Source organism: Paraburkholderia fungorum, from assembly GCF_003610895.1.
In the GTDB taxonomy this organism is placed as follows: Bacteria; Pseudomonadota; Gammaproteobacteria; order Burkholderiales; family Burkholderiaceae; genus Paraburkholderia; species Paraburkholderia fungorum_B.
This window is the reverse complement of sequence record NZ_MCAS01000019.1, coordinates 103,957-120,786: the sequence shown is the minus strand read 5'-3', so window position 1 is coordinate 120,786 and position 16,830 is coordinate 103,957. Positions and strand designations below refer to the sequence as shown.

General features: G+C 61.3%; 16 protein-coding genes. 9 read left to right on the top strand and 7 right to left on the bottom strand.

Features of this window, described 5'->3' with window-relative positions; genetic code table 11:
• The first annotated feature begins 174 nt into the window (after nt 1-174).
• Both BCY88_RS19465 and BCY88_RS19460 read left to right on the top strand, forming a co-directional pair.
• Nucleotides 175-1,197, top strand: a complete 1,023-nt coding sequence (locus BCY88_RS19465; protein ID WP_120345826.1) for an IS110 family RNA-guided transposase — start codon at nt 175-177, stop codon at nt 1,195-1,197.
• Nucleotides 1,198-1,511: 314 nt separating this feature from the next.
• The gene (locus tag BCY88_RS19460) at nt 1,512-2,528 is read left to right on the top strand and encodes an IS110 family RNA-guided transposase (RefSeq protein ID WP_120345825.1); all 1,017 of its coding nucleotides are present in this window, start codon (nt 1,512-1,514) and stop codon (nt 2,526-2,528) included.
• Between the two features lie 745 nt (nt 2,529-3,273).
• Here the strand turns inward: BCY88_RS19460 and BCY88_RS19455 are convergent.
• Nucleotides 3,274-4,014 (bottom strand): PepSY-associated TM helix domain-containing protein, encoded by a 741-nt coding sequence (locus BCY88_RS19455; protein WP_120345824.1) that lies wholly within the window; start codon nt 4,012-4,014, stop codon nt 3,274-3,276.
• Nucleotides 4,015-4,354: 340 nt separating this feature from the next.
• Here BCY88_RS19455 and BCY88_RS19450 point away from each other — a divergent pair, with 340 nt between their 5' ends.
• Nucleotides 4,355-6,256 (top strand): DUF3857 domain-containing transglutaminase family protein, encoded by a 1,902-nt coding sequence (locus BCY88_RS19450; protein ID WP_120345823.1) that lies wholly within the window; start codon nt 4,355-4,357, stop codon nt 6,254-6,256.
• Between the two features lie 30 nt (nt 6,257-6,286).
• On the opposite strand, the gene BCY88_RS19445 is transcribed toward BCY88_RS19450, so the two are convergent.
• The 3 genes from BCY88_RS19445 to BCY88_RS39870 all read right to left on the bottom strand — a co-directional run bounded on the left by BCY88_RS19445 (nt 6,287) and on the right by BCY88_RS39870 (nt 8,126).
• Complete coding sequence (locus tag BCY88_RS19445) at nt 6,287-7,315, bottom strand: serine/threonine protein kinase (protein ID WP_120345822.1); 1,029 nt, start codon at nt 7,313-7,315, stop codon at nt 6,287-6,289.
• Nucleotides 7,316-7,425: 110 nt separating this feature from the next.
• Nucleotides 7,426-7,638 (bottom strand): hypothetical protein, encoded by a 213-nt coding sequence (locus tag BCY88_RS19440; protein WP_063494501.1) that lies wholly within the window; start codon nt 7,636-7,638, stop codon nt 7,426-7,428.
• A gap of 290 nt (nt 7,639-7,928) precedes the next feature.
• Nucleotides 7,929-8,126, bottom strand: a complete 198-nt coding sequence (locus tag BCY88_RS39870) for a hypothetical protein (protein WP_183081402.1) — start codon at nt 8,124-8,126, stop codon at nt 7,929-7,931.
• A 20-nt stretch (nt 8,127-8,146) separates the two neighbouring features.
• Here BCY88_RS39870 and BCY88_RS19435 point away from each other — a divergent pair, with 20 nt between their 5' ends.
• Together BCY88_RS19435 and BCY88_RS19430 are read left to right on the top strand one after the other, a co-directional pair.
• A complete protein-coding gene (locus tag BCY88_RS19435; protein ID WP_259461449.1) occupies nt 8,147-9,358 on the top strand; it encodes an MFS transporter in 1,212 nt (403 codons plus the stop codon).
• Nucleotides 9,359-9,718: 360 nt separating this feature from the next.
• On the top strand, nt 9,719-9,904 hold the full coding sequence (locus BCY88_RS19430; RefSeq protein ID WP_006050504.1) for a hypothetical protein: 186 nt from the start codon (nt 9,719-9,721) through the stop codon (nt 9,902-9,904).
• A 160-nt stretch (nt 9,905-10,064) separates the two neighbouring features.
• Here BCY88_RS19430 and mgrA read toward each other — a convergent pair whose 3' ends face one another.
• Nucleotides 10,065-11,108 carry an L-glyceraldehyde 3-phosphate reductase gene (gene mgrA, locus BCY88_RS19425; protein ID WP_120345820.1) on the bottom strand — a complete coding sequence of 348 codons (1,044 nt, stop codon included), beginning with the start codon at nt 11,106-11,108 and terminating at the stop codon, nt 10,065-10,067.
• Between the two features lie 223 nt (nt 11,109-11,331).
• Here mgrA and BCY88_RS19420 point away from each other — a divergent pair, with 223 nt between their 5' ends.
• Nucleotides 11,332-11,538 carry a DUF3185 family protein gene (locus BCY88_RS19420; RefSeq protein ID WP_120345819.1) on the top strand — a complete coding sequence of 69 codons (207 nt, stop codon included), beginning with the start codon at nt 11,332-11,334 and terminating at the stop codon, nt 11,536-11,538.
• A 60-nt stretch (nt 11,539-11,598) separates the two neighbouring features.
• On the opposite strand, the gene BCY88_RS19415 is transcribed toward BCY88_RS19420, so the two are convergent.
• Nucleotides 11,599-12,360 (bottom strand): phytanoyl-CoA dioxygenase family protein, encoded by a 762-nt coding sequence (locus BCY88_RS19415; protein ID WP_120345818.1) that lies wholly within the window; start codon nt 12,358-12,360, stop codon nt 11,599-11,601.
• 495 nt (nt 12,361-12,855) lie between these two features.
• On the opposite strand from BCY88_RS19415, the gene BCY88_RS19410 reads away from it, so the two are divergent.
• Nucleotides 12,856-13,224: a hypothetical protein gene (locus BCY88_RS19410; protein ID WP_120345835.1), complete on the top strand. Its 369-nt coding sequence runs from the start codon at nt 12,856-12,858 to the stop codon at nt 13,222-13,224.
• Nucleotides 13,225-13,346: 122 nt separating this feature from the next.
• Here BCY88_RS19410 and metK read toward each other — a convergent pair whose 3' ends face one another.
• A complete protein-coding gene (gene metK / locus BCY88_RS19405; protein WP_120345817.1) occupies nt 13,347-14,534 on the bottom strand; it encodes a methionine adenosyltransferase in 1,188 nt (395 codons plus the stop codon).
• A gap of 277 nt (nt 14,535-14,811) precedes the next feature.
• Between metK and BCY88_RS19400 the strand changes: the two genes are divergently transcribed.
• Complete coding sequence (locus BCY88_RS19400; protein ID WP_120345816.1) at nt 14,812-15,696, top strand: lipid A biosynthesis lauroyl acyltransferase; 885 nt, start codon at nt 14,812-14,814, stop codon at nt 15,694-15,696.
• A 125-nt stretch (nt 15,697-15,821) separates the two neighbouring features.
• Nucleotides 15,822-16,685, top strand: a complete 864-nt coding sequence (gene dapF, locus BCY88_RS19395; RefSeq protein ID WP_120345815.1) for a diaminopimelate epimerase — start codon at nt 15,822-15,824, stop codon at nt 16,683-16,685.
• Nucleotides 16,686-16,830 lie beyond the last annotated feature (145 nt).

The window sequence follows — 16,830 nt, the reverse complement described above, 5'->3', positions numbered from 1 at the left end:
GTGCCCCCGCACACTCCGCGCGAGTGACAAATGGAATGGACGCCTCCCCCCTGAGGGCTGCTGATCACTGGCCGTTGGGTGCGGGTAAAGGTGGGGTGGGTTCTCGCAACCGACGGCATCAGATGTGCCAGAGTGGAAGTTGGACAACGAACCACTTGAGGAAGGAGAACCCAAATGAACTTTACTCCGGTCGGTGTGGATATTGCAAAGCAGGTTTTCCAGGTGCATTGGGTTGAGCCGGAAACTGGTGAGGTCATCAGCCGGCAGATCCGGCGCGCCGCGTTTCTGGAGCATTTCGCAAATCGCGCGCCCTGCCTCATCGGCATGGAAGCGTGCGGCGGAGCCCAGCACTGGGCGCGTCGTCTGGGCGAGATGGGACATCAGGTCAGGTTGATGCCCGGCAAGGCGGTCAAGGCATTCGTGAGCGGCAACAAGAACGACGTGGCCGATGCCCGGGCGATCTGGACTGCGGTACAGCAACCGGCCGTGAGGTCGGTGGCGGTCAAGACCGAAACGCAGCAGGCAGTGCTGGCCCTGCACAGGATGCGCGAGCAGTTGATCAAGTTCCGCACGATGCAGATCAACGGTCTGCGCGGACTGCTGACGGAATACGGTGAAGTGATGGCGGTGGGCCGCGCCGCACTGAACCGGGCGATGGACGGTGTGCTGGCGCGCCTGAGCGAGCGTTTGCCGGCGATGTTGGTGGATACGCTGCGTGAACAGTGGCAGCGGCTTAACGTGCTCGATGAGCAGATTGCGCAGATCGAGCGCCGGCTCTCGGAGTGGATGAAGGCCGAGCGCGCCTGCATGCAGATCGCGCAGATTCCAGGCGTCGGGTTGCTGACGGCGACCGCCGCGGTGGCGACGATGGGAGACCCGAAGACATTCAGTTCGGGCCGTGAGTTTGCGGCCTGGCTGGGGTTGGTGCCCCGACAGAGCGGCACCGGTGGCAAGCTCCGGTTACATGGGATCAGCAAACGTGGGGATGTGTATCTGCGCACGCTGCTGATACACGGTGCCCGATCGGTGCTTGCGCGCACCAAAGAGCCGGGGCCATGGATCGAGCAGTTGCGCAGGCGCCGCCCGAACAACGTGGTGACCGTCGCACTGGCTAACAAGCTGGCGCGAACGATCTGGGCATTGCTGGCACATGACCTGAAGTACGAGAAAGCTCATGTCAGTGTTCGGCCGGTGTGAACGCAGCGAAGTCTGAACAGAACGATTTTGCAAAGAGGAGTACGTCAAAGGTTGCGCAAGGTAATTGAGTGTGATGGCATACAGGTCAGACCGGGACTCACCAAACCTGAAGCCCTTTGCGGGCTAACAGCCCGTGTGACAAATGAGGCGTGAGCCAGCGGATTCCATCGAGGCCAGCGGGTTCATCCTGCAACAAGGCCGGATATAGTGGAATGGCCTCGTCCCACCTCTGCTGGAGGAGCACATAAAAGGGTGTCCATCGGAGGGCGTGGCAGTATTGAGGAACTGTGATCCGTAAATGAACGGAGGCCGTCATGAGTGTCACGTTGCTGAGTATCGATCTTGCAAAAAACATCTTCCAACTGCACGGCGTTGACGAGCGTGGTCGGCCGGTGCTGAGTCGACGGGTCAGCCGCACCAGGCTGTTACAAGCAGTTCTCGATATACCTTGCTGCCGCATTGTGATGGAGGCTTGCGGTGGAGCGCACTACTGGGCCCGCAAGTTCGCTGCAATGGGACATCACGTACAGATCATTGCTCCGCGGTTCGTCAAACCCTTCGTCAAATCCCAAAAGAACGATCGCAACGATGCAGAGGCGATCACCGAGGCGGCGTCACGTCCGACGATGCGCTATGTCGCTATCAATAGCGTTGAACAGCAGGATATTCAGTCCATGCATCGCATCCGCAGCCTGCTGATGCGGGACCGTATCGCGCAGATCAACCAGATACGAGGCCTGCTGGCTGAATACGGCGTGGTGATAGCGCAGACGCCGCTGAAAGTACGGCAACAGTTGCCGGCAATTCTCGATGATCCAGATAACGAGCTCACCGCGCTTACCCGGTCGATGATGCACGACATGTATGAGCGACTCACGCTTCTGGATACACAGATCGCGCGCTACGACGACCTCATCCGTCAAGCACACAAGGCATCCGCACTCAGCCAGCGGCTTGAGAAGATCCGCGGCGTCGGGCCGATGATCGCAACCGCCGTCATCGCCGCGGCAGGCAGCGCGACTGAGTTCGCAAACGGGCGACAGTTTGCAGCGTGGCTCGGTCTGACGCCACGGCAACACTCGTCAGGCGGCAAGCAACGTCTGTTCGGAATCACGAAGCGGGGAAACGGATACCTGCGAATGCTTCTGGTTCACGGCGCCAGGTCAGTTGTTCAGCAGGCAGTGAAACGAAGCGATGCGCTCTCGCGATGGATACTCGCGGTCCAAGCGAGACGGGGAACGAACGTCGCCGTTGTGGCGCTCGCCAACAAGATAGCCCGCACAATCTGGGTGTTGCTGGCGCGAGGGCGTGAATACGAGCCCCCAGTATGATCAGGACGATGACAGCACGGCTGCAATAACCTTACCCCTCCATCGATTGCACAAATGATCTGATTCAATGGCAAACAGGTTGGACCGTCGGCGACAAAACCTGCGCGGTCTTAGGGCTCACGAAGCCGAGGATATATGAAGGAGTCGCCGGGCGAAATCCATTGGGGCCAGGCACATGTGTGCCACAAACAGGCCGAACGTATATATGCAATCCAGCACCTGCCTGCAGTAGATCAGACCATTTGGCAAACGGGACGAGGCCATGTATAAAACCGCAGCCTTCCTGTCCACCAACACACACGATTCCTTGGCAAATGGGAGGCGTCCATATAAAAGGGCTCATCCGCTCCCACTCCGCACTACGTGCGTCGCGGATGGGTCTGCATGGGAAACCAAGGTGTGCTTCGCATAACTGATTGTTTTTCTGGAATGGGCCTCGGCGCGCGCAGCGCCGCCGGAAGTATGACGCCCTTGTCACTGACGCGGAATGTGCGAGAACACAGATTCCAGATGCACCACTACCGTAGCTGTGCGGGGGACCCGCTTATGGGCTGGCGGTTTGAGCCGCTTTCTTTGCTTATCTTTCTTTGCGGCGGCAAAGAAAGTAAGTGCCGCCCCGCACAGGGGCAACACTAATAAACCAATAGCAAATCAAGGAAAGGCCAAAGAAAAAGCCAGACTAAGGAAAGGCCAACACCACAGACAACCAGACAACCAAGCGCCGCGCAGGCAAAAAAACCGAACCTTAAATCAATCCACAAACCACAGCAGCAACCACCGACCCACCAATCAAAACCACCCCAACTACACGCCGCTTATTCAACTCAGTCCAAAGCAACACGCCGGTCAACGACAACAAAATCATCCCACCGGCAATCGTATCGATCAGCAAAACCCACCCAACACTCAACCCCACACCACGGTGCAGATTATTCATCGTCGTAAGAAACGAGTTCTGCGTACGTTTCACCGCAACAAACCCATTCCCGACCCAATACTCGGCCTGCACATTCTGAGTGGGCCCAAAAATCCCGACCTGCCAGAACTCCGGCTGTATCGTGCTGCGCTCGCCCCACGCCACCGGATGCGCCGGCTCACGTTTCACCCGCCCCGGCTTGCCGTCGATCTTCAACTCGCCCTTGAGCCACTTCGCCATCTCCATCGGCGAACCCAGCCCCTTCTGCGGCACAGGAATCTGCATCTCTTCGACCTGCGGCTCACCCGACGACACCTTCAATGGCCCGCCCCGATGGTTCAGCAAAAACCCGGTCGCGCCGAACATCAATCCCAGCACCGCACCCCACAGCCCAACCCAGCCGTGCACCTTGCGCAACCACTTGATGAAATTCGCCCGCCGCGAACGCTGGCGCCGCGCCGCCTGCTCGGCGTCGTCCATCAGATGATGACCGCGCTCCGGCGTATGAGCCGTGTACTGCGTACCGCCACCAACAGCTGGTTTCATATCGATCGAATCAGGCGCGTTCACATCCAGGCTCCAGGCGCAGCAAGTTAAACCCTCGCCAACGTGCGACGCGCGACGACAAGGCGCTCGCTCACACCAGCGGTAAAGGAAAGTTTGAAAGGAAGGGCCGGACAAACCCGGCTTGCGGTCCAGGCCGTCCGGCTGAGAGGCTGGCTGGCAGTCACAGAGGAGGAGAAATGTGACAGAAAGCTGGCGGCGCCTTTCAATTGAGAATGGATATCATTACATAACTGAGCCATTTGCTCAATCGCAATGCGCGGTATCCGCTTGACATTCACGCGGCGTAAATCGACTCTAGCTGGCGATCCCGTCAACTTTGCCGTTCTCCGGACACCTGCCTGCCATGCGTCTCGCCTCCTGGGTCTATCTCGCGTCTGTCGGCTGGCTTGCGTGCACCCACGCCGCGAGCGCGAGCGTCTCTGCCAAACTGGACGATCCCTATACCAACGAAGGCGAAACGCAGACCTTCACCGTCAACGGCGACGGCTCCTTCTCAAAGCTCGATTCGATGACGCTGCGCGTGAACAACGAGGCAGGCGTCGCGCGGGTGGCGCAGCAGTACGTCTGGTTCAACCGCAATATGGCAGACGTGCAGATCCTCGAGGCGTACACGACCACCGCCGACGGCGTGCGTCACGACGTGCAGCCCGACCAGATTCGCGACGTGCAGGAGGCCCGCTCATTCAATGCGCCGATGTTTCAGGACATCCAGGAAAAGGTGATCGTGTTTCCCGCCGTCGAACCTGGCGCGCACGTACACCTCACCTATCGCAAGACGCAAAAGCAGCCGATCGTGCCAGGCGAATTCAGTGACTTCACGCCGCCCGATCTCGTGCCGACGCGTAACTTCCGCCTGATCTACGACCTGCCCGCCGACAAGCCGCTTTATGCCGATGCGCGCGGCTTCACCGCACTGCAACCAGTCACGCGTGACGGCCGCACACGCTACGAATATCGTTACGACAAGGCGCATTTCAGCCGGCTCGAACGCGGCTCGATCGCGTACGTATCGTATGGCGACCGGCTGATGGTCTCGACCTTTCCGGACTACGCCACGTTCGCCGCCAGCTACAAGGCCTCCTCCGCCGACCCGACCACGAGCGACGCCGGCGTCACGCGTCTCGCGCAAAGCCTGACCGCGCATGACCGCACGCCACGCGACAAAGCCAAGACGCTGTACGACTGGGTACGCCGCAACATCCGCTACGTGGCGATCTATGTCGGACGCGGCTCGGTCGTGCCGCACAGCGCGAGCGCAATCCTCGCGAACCGCTACGGCGACTGCAAGGATCACGTGGCGTTATACGGCGCGCTGCTCGACGCGGTCGGCGTTCGCAACGACCCGGCCTTGATCAGCAGCGGCTCGATCTATACGTTGCCCAGCGTGCCGGGCTACGGCGTCATCAATCACGCCATCACATGGTTGCCCGATTTGCAGCAATACGCCGACTCCACGGCGTCGAATGTCGAATTCGGTTTTCTGCCGTGGTCCGATATGAACCGGCCTACCGTCCTCGTCAATCAAGGAGTAGTCGCGCAAACACCGGCCACCGAACTAACGACACGCAGCACCGACCTGTCGATCAAGGTCGAACCCGATGGCTCGGCAAGCTTCACGTACCGGCTGGAGGCATCGGGCGCCACCGCCGAACAGGCACGCGCCATGTTGCGCACGCAGACGCCCGCGCAACGTGAGGAGTCGATCCAGGCGGAGCTGCGCAGCGCCAACCTGCGCGGCACCGCCACGCTGACCACCAACGACCTCAGCGTGGCAGACGGCCCATTGACGATCACGATGAAAGGCACGCTCGAAAGTCTCGTGGTGCCGGGCGCGGCGGCATCGATTCCGGCGCTGACGAGTCTCGCCGGCGGCCTGGACGCGGATACACGCTACTGGCTAGGCGAACGGCAGCGCACACAGCCATTCGTCTGCCATAACCTGACATTGCATGAACGCGCGCGCATTGAGTTGCCCACGAATTTCCGCGTGCTCGACATGCCGGAAGCGGCGCGAACCCAGGACCGCTTCGTCGATTTCCAGTCGCAGTACACGTTCGATCCGCTTAGCAACGTGGTGACGATGGCGCGCGACGGCACCACGCATTTCGACAGCGATGTCTGCACACCCGAGGACTTCGCGAAGATGCGTCCCGCGATCGAAGCGATCGGGCGCGACGTGCGCGCCGAAGTGATCGTCAAATCGACGCTGGTGGAATCGTCGAGCGTGGCGTCGCAGGCACCCTGAAAGATCGCCGATGTGCCTGCGCGCAAGCGCTCAAACCGGCCAGAGCGGCCCTTCCTGCATCGCGCCAAGCTGCTCGCGCAGCTCGAGAATGCGGTCTTCCCAATAGCGCTGCGTGTTGAACCACGGAAACGCCGCGGGAAAGGCCGGGTCGTCCCAGCGGCGCGCGAGCCACGCCTGGTAGTGAATCAGCCGCAGCGTGCGCAACGCTTCGACGAGATACAGTTCGCGCGGCTCGAAGTCGCAGAAATCTTCGTAGCCGGCCAGCAGATCCGCCAGCGCACGCGAAGCCTCGGCACGATCGCCCGGCAACAACAGCCACAAATCCTGCACCGCCGGACCCATGCGGCTATCGTCGAAGTCGACAAAATGCGGACCCGCATCGGTCCACAACACATTGCTAGGATGACAATCGCCGTGCATTCGCAACATGCGAATATCGCCGGCACGTTCAAATGCGCGTTCAACGCCTTCAAGCGCGAGATTCACTACGGCTTCCCACGCCGGCCGCACGTCGTCAGGCACGAATCGGTGTGACAGCAGGAAGTCGCGCGGCTCGTAGCCGAACGTATTGATGTCGAGCGTGGGGCGTTCTGTGTAGTTCTGCGTCTGCCCAACCGCATGAATGCGGCCGATGAAACGCCCGAGCCATTCAAGCGTGTCGCGCCGGTCGAGATCGGGTGCGCGGCCGCCACGGCGTTCGAAGATCGAGAAACGGAAACCGTCGAACGCATGCAGCGTGCGGCCGTCGAAAACACGTGCGGGCACCGCCGGAATCTCACGCGCGGCAAGATCGGCGACAAAGGCGTGTTCTTCGAGAATGGCGGCGTCGGTCCAACGCTCGGGACGATAGAACTTGGCGACCACCGGTGGACCGTCTTCCACGCCCACCTGGTACACGCGGTTTTCGTAGCTGTTGAGCGGCAGCATGCGACCGTCGGTGTACACACCAACGCTGCTGAGCACGCTGTCGAGCGCGTCGAGCACGATTTCCGGCTTGAGCCGGGCGAAAGGGACGGCGCTGTTGGCGCCGTCCGATGAGTCGAGATTGTCGTCGTTCATGTGCGCATTGTGCGCCGCGCCGCCGTCAAAGACGAGGGCGTCAGCTCACGTTGCGGTTGACTGTCTGCTGCAACGTGATGACAACGCGATGAATCGGACTCAAACCCGTATCAGTGCACCTGCGCGCTTGCCGGGCGAACCTGCTCGCCCGTGTCGATCAAATCTTCGAGGAAAAAGGGTTCAGTGTTCAGATGCTCTGACGTGCCAGGCTCGCCGGCATACCAGGCCACCATCGCCATGTCGCCGAGAATGCGCATGACAATCCCACGTGCGTCTTTCGGTACAGCGATATGCACCGAGCGGACAATGGAACCGATTTGCATGATGTTTCCCCGTTTCTCCTATAGCCGGCTTTATGGTTTCCGCGCCGGTCAAGGTGATGATAAAAGCGCCGCTTCGCCAATAACGTTGCGTACGCACCCAATCTGCTGCGCGTAACACGCGTGAGAGGTTCGAGTCATTGTTCCCGTTTTGCGGGGCCATGGAAAGCGTGAACTCGAGGCTGTTTGCCCGTCATTTCACGCAGTCCGATTACCACGCGCCGAACCGATGATCTGGGCGTAACGCGTCGCAATGAGGTCATCATAAACCCTGCCGGGGCGATATTTCAAAATCATGCCGTCAGCGCAAAAAGCGAATACTCACGCCGGCAGCCCTCGTTCGTCGCGCACTCGCACGGCTTTTTCAGCGTATCCTTAACTCCTTTGAATACGTTGTGTTCCCCGGGGAGATTGTTTCGTGACCGCATCGCCGGAATGTCACCGGACTGCTGCTTCGGCTGTTCCTGCTTCGTCTGCTTCATCTGTTCCATCTGCCTCTGCCTCCACTGCCGTGCCTGACGCCTCCTACACGCCTTATCTCGAACGCGGCACACGTGCTTATTGGCGCGCCAGCATCGCGTTGCTGTTCGCCGGTTACGCCACTTTCTCGTTGTTGTATTGCGTACAGCCCCTGCTGCCTGCTTTCTCGACAGCATTCAGCGTGACACCGGCACAGAGCAGCCTGTCGCTCTCGCTAACGACAGCAGCGCTCGCGCTCGCCATATTCGTGGCCGGCTTCGTCTCGGAAGGCTGGAGCCGTCACAAGCTGATGACCACATCACTCACGCTGTCCGCGTTATTGACGATAGGCGTGTCGATCGCGCCGCATTGGCATCAACTGCTCGTGCTGCGCACGCTCGAAGGACTCGCGCTCGGCGGTGTTCCCGCAGTTGCGATGGCCTACCTCGCGGAAGAAGTTCACCCCGATGGACTCGGTCTCGCGATGGGGCTGTATGTCGGCGGCACGGCGATCGGCGGGATGGCGGGGCGCGTGATTACGGGCGTGGTCGCGGATCTGTTTTCGTGGCGCGTGGCAATCGGCACGATCGGCGTGCTCGGCATTCTCTCCATGCTCGCGTTTCGCGCGCTGCTGCCGCCATCACGCCATTTTGTGCCGCGTCGTGGGCTCGGCTTTACCCATCACCGCGCCGCCCTGCTGAAGCAATTCACGCGACCCGGTTTGCCGCTGCTGTTTCTGCTCGGCTTCGTGTTGATGGGCAGTTTCGTTACGCTGTACAACTACATCGGCTATCGGCTGCTCGCCCCGCCTTACCTGCTGAGCCAGACGGAGATCGGCGCGATTTTCGTCGTCTATCTGACGGGCGTGGTTGCCTCGCCGTGGTCGGGCCGCATGGCCGACATGTTCGGCCGGGCTCGCGTGCTGACCGGCAGCCTGCTGCTGATGGCGCTCGGACTCGCGCTCACGATGCTCCATCCGATCACGGCAATTGCAATCGGGATCGCCTGCGTGACCTTCGGTTTCTTCGCCGGACATTCGGTGGCGAGCGGCTGGGTCGGACGCCTCGCGAAAGAAGCGAAGGGGCAAGCGGCCGCGCTGTATCTGCTCGCGTATTACATCGGCTCGAGCGTGGTCGGCTCTTATGGCGGCCATGTATGGGCCGGTTATGGCTGGAACGGCGTTGCTGGACTGGTGGGCGCGTTGCTCGTCATCGGTATCGTCGCCGCCACGTTTTTGCGTCAACGCGAGCGCGCCGCCGCGTGAGGCAGGGCTGCTGGTCCGCGTCGGGAAAGCAGGCCTGGGCACGGCAGGGAGATCATGCGTGAAGGGCTTGCGTGGAGCAGATCCCAGTCACGCGAGAACCATCCGCGGCGCATCGAACCGGCCTGAAAAGTAAGGACCGTGTAAGCAAACACTTCATTTTTCGCAGTGTTTTTGCTGCGCCGCGCCAATCCTGCGAACCCTTGCGGCAACGGGTTCAGCAGCCTGCGAAGACGGCGCTGCAGCGCCGCAAAGCGTTGTTATGTTAATCTAACCGTCGCCTATACTCGAATCGAGCGTTGGCAGTGCATGACTCCAGAAATAGAGCCACTGCCCGCGCCAGTACTAAATAAGGAGACGGGTATGACGACCTACTTCACGATTGGCGATTTCATCCTGGTCATTCCGATGGCGCTGGCTGGCGCGTTGTTTGTCGGTGCGCTTCCCTGCAAGACGGAGTTGCGTCACAACGCGCTGCGGGTACTCGGCGCGCTGCTCGGCGTGGTATTCGCGGTCGTGCTGGTCGAGGGCTTGCCTGCGCTGGTTTAGCGCGGTCCGGCGAAGACGGCCTCCACGCTTCGCCGATGGTTCGTTCGACTGAACGCAGTCGCTTCGGCCGCTGCGCGGGGAACGTGTGTGCTTGAACGCATCGAAAAAAAAGCCGCTCACGGGCGGCTTTTCTGCTGCTACGGCATCAAGCGCAGTGCGATCAGATCGCCTGATCCGTCGACGGTTTTTCCCACAGGTTAATGCCACCTTCCGTCGCGTAGTGGTCGATCTCCGCCAGCTCTTCCTTCGAGAACGCGAGATTCTTCAGCGCCCCCACGTTCTCGCGCACCTGTTCCGCACGGCTTGCGCCGATCAGCACCGACGTCACGCGCGGGTCGCGCAGCGCCCAGGCCAGCGCCATTTGCGCGAGGCTTTGTCCGCGACGCTGCGCGATGTCGTTGAGCTTGCGCACGTGTTCGATATTTTCCGGGCTCAGATGCTCCTGCTTCAACGAACCGCCGCCCGGCTTGTTGACCCGCGCGTCTTCGGGCACGCCGTTCAGATACTTGCCGGTGAGCAAACCCTGCGCGAGCGGCGTGAACGCGATGGCGCCCGCGCCGACTTTCTCGAGCGTGTCCAACAGTTCGCGTTCCATCCAGCGGTTAAGCATGTTGTACGCGGGTTGATGGATCAGGAGGGGCACCTTGTACTCGGCAAGCAGCCTGGCCATTTCGAGCGTCTTGGCGGCCGAGTATGACGAAATACCGATGTATAGCGCCTTGCCCTGCTGCACGGCGCTCGCCAATGCACCGGCGGTTTCTTCGAGCGGCGTATCGGCATCGAAACGGTGCGAATAGAAGATGTCGACGTAGTCGAGGCCCATGCGCTGCAGGCTCTGATCGAGGCTCGCGAGTACATATTTGCGCGAGCCGCCGCCCTGCCCGTACGGACCCGGCCACATGTCCCAACCCGCTTTCGACGAAATCAGGAGTTCGTCGCGATACGGCTTGAAGTCGTCTTTGAAGAGCCTGCCGAAATTGGTTTCGGCGCTGCCGTACGGCGGCCCATAGTTGTTGGCGAGATCGAAGTGCGTGATGCCCAGGTCGAAGGCCGTGCGCAGGATATCGCGCTGTGTGGAGATCGGCGTGGTATCGCCGAAGTTGTGCCACAGGCCCAGCGACAGCGCCGGCAGTTTGAGACCCGACTTGCCGCAGACGCGGTATTGCATGTCCGAATAGCGTTCTGAAGCTGCTTCGTAAGCCATTGCTAGTGTCCTTGATGTTGAAGTCGCCCGGCGATCACGGGCGTGAGGGAATCATCACGTACTGCGGGAGGCGTGCAGGTTTTATGTCCAGCCAGGAATGAGACCAGAGCGCTATGGTAGCCAATCGCCGTGCAGCCTGCACACGCCCACTATGCGGGATGGACGGCCGCTTGCGGCTCCCCTACACTTTGGCCGATCAAAGCTTATCGAAAGGGGCGGATTCATGGTGAAGGCGATTTCAATCGCGCTGATAGTCGGCGGTATCGTGTTGTTGTATTTCGGCGGGCAGGCGTTCAACTCGGTCAGCAGCGAGGTCTCTCGCGTGTTCACCGGATCTCCGACCAATAAGGCGATCATGTTGATCGTGGGCGGCGTTATCGCCACCATCGCCGGACTGACCGGCGTGGCTGTTTCGGGTCGCAAGCGCTAGAACGCTGCTTGCCTGCGCGGCGCAGGACGACTGAACATCCGCTCCGCGCAAGGCGAAAAACTAAAAGGCAATTTCAGGCTTGGCCGCCGAGCGGGATCCCGGCAGGGGCACATTGCTCGCCCCATGATAGGTAAACACCAAAGAAAATTTCACCTGGTCGCTGAGATTCTTGCCGGCCGAATGCAGCGTGTTGCAATGGAAGAACACCACGTCGCCAGCCTTGAGCTCCGGCGAAACCGCGGTGCGAATCAGCGCCTGATTTTCGTCGAGATCGGAGCGGAAAAACTTGGCTTCGTCGAACCGCTCGGACGTAAACGCGACATTGTGCGACTTCGGCACCAGCCACAATGCACCGTTATCCACCGTCTCCGAGCCGACCGCGAGCCATACCGAGACCAGATCGTCGCGCTCGAACGACCAGTACCTCACGTCACGATGCCAGCCGGTCAAGCTGCCGTAAGCCGGGTGCTTGGTCATCATGCAATTGTGATGCGCCCGCGATAAGCGCGGCTCCTCGCCGAAGTACAACTCCATCCAGCCGCGAATTTCCGGCGCGGTTGCCCATTGCGCAAATTGCGGATGGCGCCCGTACGCGTCCAGCAGCCTGCGAACCGTGTGGCCGCCCGGCGCATACTTCGATTCCGGCGCGCCCGGGTAGCGAAGATCCGCCTCGAACTCGATCGGCGCCGCCGCTTCCTGCAACTGCCGCTCCGCGACCTGCTTCAGTTCGCCGCAACGCTCCGGCGACACCAATCCAGGCACAACCACAAATCCTTGCTCCCGCAACGTTTGAATCTGCTCTTTCTTCGAATGAAGTGACATGGTGTTCCGTTACTTTCGACTGACTGATGCTCGATTGTAAAACGGGCGCGATCGAACTGTGCGCTGTTTCGCCTTTCGAAAAACCAGCGCCGCGCGCACGCCTTACGCGCTCTTTACGTACCATTTGCGCACTACTTTCACGCGAAATGGCGCCTGGCATGGCACATCGTCGGGGCAAGCACGCACGAAAATCGCCCCCAAAGGGCGCGACCCCGTCAACATGCACATCGCTCTTACCCCGTAAAAACCCGGATTCGCAGGGTAAAAACCGACTTTCTGACGTCATGAATCCCGTGTAGCCTGCACCTATGTTGATCGCTACTCCCGCACTTTTGCGGCGCGCAAGCGCCGCCGTGACCGGCTCCGCCGTCATTCGTGCCCTTTTCCCTCGAATTCCAGGCTTTCGCGCCGTCCATCGCGACACCGCCATTGGCACATTTGGTGCTCATTCTGGCGCACACTCCTTCGCGCGACGCGTTGCCTACTTGTGAAGCCATGCATACTCTTCTGAGCACCCGTCTTACCCGCGCCGCACTGAAAGCGGCGCGTCCGGCGCGCCGTCACGTCGTGCGAGCGCTGCGTCACCATGCCACCCGCACGCGCGCATTGGGCGAACAATGGCGCGAAGCCAAAGCTGTCGACGGCATTCGCACGTGGTTCCACACGTTCTTCTCGGCGTTGCGCCTGCAAGGCGGTTCGCGCCGCTTTTCGCTGCGCACGCTGCTGCGCAAACCGACGCCGCTGCGCCTCACCACTACGCGCCGTGCGCCCGTCGCTGCGCCGCAAAGCACAAGCCGCCGGCCGCGCCGTATGTCGACGAACGGCAGCACCGGCTGGTTTGCATTCGCGTTTTCGAGCCGCTGAGTGGATCGCTCAGTGAGCCGCTGCGCAGGCCCTTAAGCGCGGCAACTTCGAAGGCAATAAAAAAACCCCGCACGGCTCGCGCCGGCGGGGTTTTTTGCTGAAGCGGACGGCTCGCCTGCTTATCAGGCGAGCGCGGCGACCGGTTCGGTGCCGGCGGCTTCGGCGAGCGACAGCGCCTTGTCCGTGGCTTCCCACGTGAATTCCGGCTCTTCGCGGCCGAAGTGGCCGTAGGCTGCGCTCTTCTCGTAGATCGGGCGCAGCAGGTCGAGCATCTGGATGATGCCCTTCGGACGCAGGTCGAAATGTTCCTGCACCAGACGCGTGATCGTTGCATCCGACACGCGGCCCGTGCCGAACGTGTTGACCATCACCGAGGTCGGCTGAGCGACGCCGATCGCGTACGACACCTGAATCAGGCAGCGCGACGCGAGGCCGGCAGCCACGATGTTCTTCGCGACATAACGGCCGGCATACGCCGCTGAACGGTCGACCTTCGACGGATCCTTGCCCGAGAACGCGCCGCCGCCATGCGGCGCAGCACCGCCGTACGTATCGACGATGATCTTGCGCCCCGTCAGGCCGCAATCGCCTTGCGGGCCGCCGATCACGAACCGGCCAGTCGGGTTCACCAGAAACTTGATGTCGCCCTTGATCAGATCAGCCGGCAGCGTCGGCTTGATGACTTCTTCGATCACGGCTTCGCGCAGCGTGGCCAGATCGATGTCCGGCGAGTGCTGCGTGGACAGCACCACGGTGTCGATCGCATGCGGCTTGCCGTCGACATAGCGCACGGTGACCTGCGACTTCGCATCCGGACGCAGCCACGGCAGACGGCCGTCGCGGCGCAGATTCGCCTGACGCTCCACCAGACGGTGCGACAGATGGATCGGCAGCGGCATCAATTCCGGCGTTTCTTCGCATGCGTAACCGAACATCAGGCCCTGGTCGCCGGCGCCTTGATCGAGGTTGTTGTCGTGCGCGCGGTCCACGCCTTGAGCGATGTCCGGCGATTGCTTGTCGTACGCCACCAGCACGGCACAGCCGCGGTAGTCGATACCGTAATCGGTGTTGTCGTAGCCGATGCGCTTGATCGTGTTGCGCGCGACCTGGATGTAATCGACGTTCGCGGTGGTGGTGATTTCACCGGCCAGCACGACGAGACCCGTGTTGCACAGCGTTTCAGCGGCAACACGCGAGTATTTGTCCTGCGCCAGGATGGCGTCGAGAATGGCGTCCGAGATTTGGTCCGCGACTTTGTCGGGATGGCCTTCGGAAACGGATTCGGAAGTGAAGAGATAGTCGTTTGCCACGTTGCAGACTCCTGTTGTGTGGTTACGGTTGAGTTTCACGTAGCCAGCTTCGGGAGCCTTGAAGCGGCGACGCTTTAGCGGATTACCTTACCGGCCGGCGCATATCCCATGGATCGCACCTGCCAGCTTCGCCCCGCAAGTTGTCTATTAACTCGGCGAAGCCCTTATTATAGCGACTTCCTTTGATTGTCACAGAGTGATCACCCGTGCTGTATTTCAACCCGTCTTCAGGTTTCTTGAGCAAAGCGTCGCTCGACGCCCTACACGGAGGGACGGCATGCTGAGTCGTCTTGGCGCCCACCTGGCCATTGGACTGCTTAAATTTCTGGCGTTATTGCCGTATGGCTTCGTCGCACGACTGGGCGACGGGCTGGGCTGGCTGCTCTATCAGGTCCCCAGCAACCGCAAGCGCATCGTCCACATCAATCTGAGCTTGTGTTTCCCGGAGTGGAGCGCGGAGCATCGCGAAGAGATCGCGCAGAAACACTTCCGCCACGCGATTCGCAGTTATGTGGAACGCAGCGTCCAGTGGTTCGGGTCCGCGGAAAAGCTGGAGAAACTCGTGCAGGTGGATAGCGAGATCGACTTGCTGGATCCCGACATGCCGCCCACCCTGTTGCTTGGCGCGCATTTCGTCGGTATCGAGGCAGGTTCGGTGTTCATCAATCACGCGCTGCGCCGGCAGTGCGGCGCGCTCTATCAGCCAATGTCCAACAAGGTGCTGGACGACGTGGCCAAAGCCGCTCGCGGCCGCTTCGGCGCGGACATGGCGAGCCGGGCCGACAGCGCGCGCATCGTGCTGCGCTGGTTGCGCGACCGCAAACCCGTCATGCTGGGCGCCGACATGGACTACGGCATGCGCAACTCGACGTTCGTGCCGTTCTTCGGCGTCCCGGCTTGCACGTTGACGGCCGTCGGGCGGCTCGCCGGGGTCGGCCATGCGCAGGTGGTGCCGTTCATCGGCGAAGTGCTGCCGAACTACCAGGGCTACCGCCTGAAGGTATTCAAGCCGTGGGACAACTACCCGAGCGGCAACGACGAAGCCGACGCGCGCCGTATGAACGCCTTCCTCGAAGAGCAGATTCCGCTGATCCCCGAGCAGTACTACTGGGTTCACAAGCGCTTCAAGACGCGGCCGCCGGGTGAGCCGGGCGTCTACTGACGATTCTTCAAAAAAGCGCCTGAACGCGGAAATCAGCGGCCAACAAAGTGGCACATGAGCGGCAAATGAGTGGCAAATAAAACGGCGTTCGGCGCATCTGCAGGCGTGTCACTTACAATAGCGTGATGAAACTGAAATTCACCAAAATGCACGGCGCGGGTAACGACTTCGTCGTGCTCGACGGCTACACCCAACCGGTCAACCTGACGCCGGTGCAGGCGCGCGCGCTCGCGGACCGGCATTTTGGCGTCGGCGCCGACCAGTTGCTGCTGGTCGAAAAGCCCACCATGGAAGGCGTCGATTTCAGATATCGCATCTTCAATTGCGACGGCGGCGAGGTCGAGCACTGCGGCAACGGCGCGCGCTGCTTCGTCAAGTTCGTGCGCGACCGCGGCCTGACCGACAAGCGCAGCGTGCGCGTGCAAGTGCAGAACGGCACCATCCTGCTGACCATGCAGGAAAACGGCGAAGTGCTGGTCGACATGGGCGCGCCCGTGTTCGAACCGGAGCGCGTACCGTTCGCCACCAAGGGCATCGAGGGCCGCCGCGAGGGCGCTGATACGCTCTGGCCGCTCGAGGTCAACGGCGCAACGCGCTGGATTTCGGTGGTGTCCATGGGCAATCCGCATGCCGTGCAAGTGGTCGACGACGTCGAAGATTTTCCGGTGCTCGTCGAAGGCCCGGTGATCGAGCGGCATGCACGCTTTCCGCAACGGGTGAACGCGGGTTTCATGCAGATCGTCGGCCGTAGCGAGGTCAAGCTGCGGGTCTACGAACGCGGTGCCGGCGAAACGCTGGCGTGCGGCACCGGCGCATGCGCGGCAGTCGCTGCCGGCATTCGCCGCGGGCTGCTGGATGCGCCCGTGCTGGTGCACACGCACGGCGGCAAGCTGACCATCACGTGGGACAGCACGCAACACGGCGCGCCGCTTCTCATGGCCGGCCCCGCGGCAACCGTTTTCGAAGGCGAGATCGAGCTGGCCGACTGAGCCGCGCCAGTGCAGCGCCCAACGCATTAATCGATTCAACGGCCGAGCGATCGGTCGAGGCAGTACCCGACACGCGGCCTCGAACGGGCCGCAGAACAGGCCGATGAAGAGCCGGACCAGGCGGCTCTTTCACCGGCGACCGAAC